The organism is Thermus sp. FJN-A (assembly GCF_054655095.1).
Genome location: NZ_BAAHSC010000106.1, coordinates 1 through 265 on the forward strand (window position 1 = coordinate 1; position 265 = coordinate 265).

The following is a 265-nucleotide window of genomic DNA, read 5'->3' on the forward strand; positions in this document are numbered from 1 at the left end:
GGAAGCCCGCTCAAGGAAGCGAGGTCCTGGAGGAGGCCCTTGAGCTAGCGGGGGAGGGGGCCCGGAGGGGAGCGGCCCTGGCGGAGATGGCCCTCTGCCACCTGGCCCTGGGACGGAAGAGGCTGGCGAGGCGGGCCGCCGGGGAGGCCCTGGAGCTTCTGGACACCCACGCCCCGGCCCGCGCCCGGGTGCTGGTGGCCCTGGCGGAGCTCTCCCGCCGGGAGGGGACGGAGGAAGGCGCCCTGGCCCTGCTCCAGGAGGCGCG

Annotated in this window: 1 pseudogene; it reads left to right on the top strand. The window is 77.0% G+C overall.

Annotated elements, in window-relative coordinates:
* Window positions 1-265, top strand: a pseudogene (locus ACYQ0J_RS00550) (tetratricopeptide repeat protein); the annotation flags it as partial.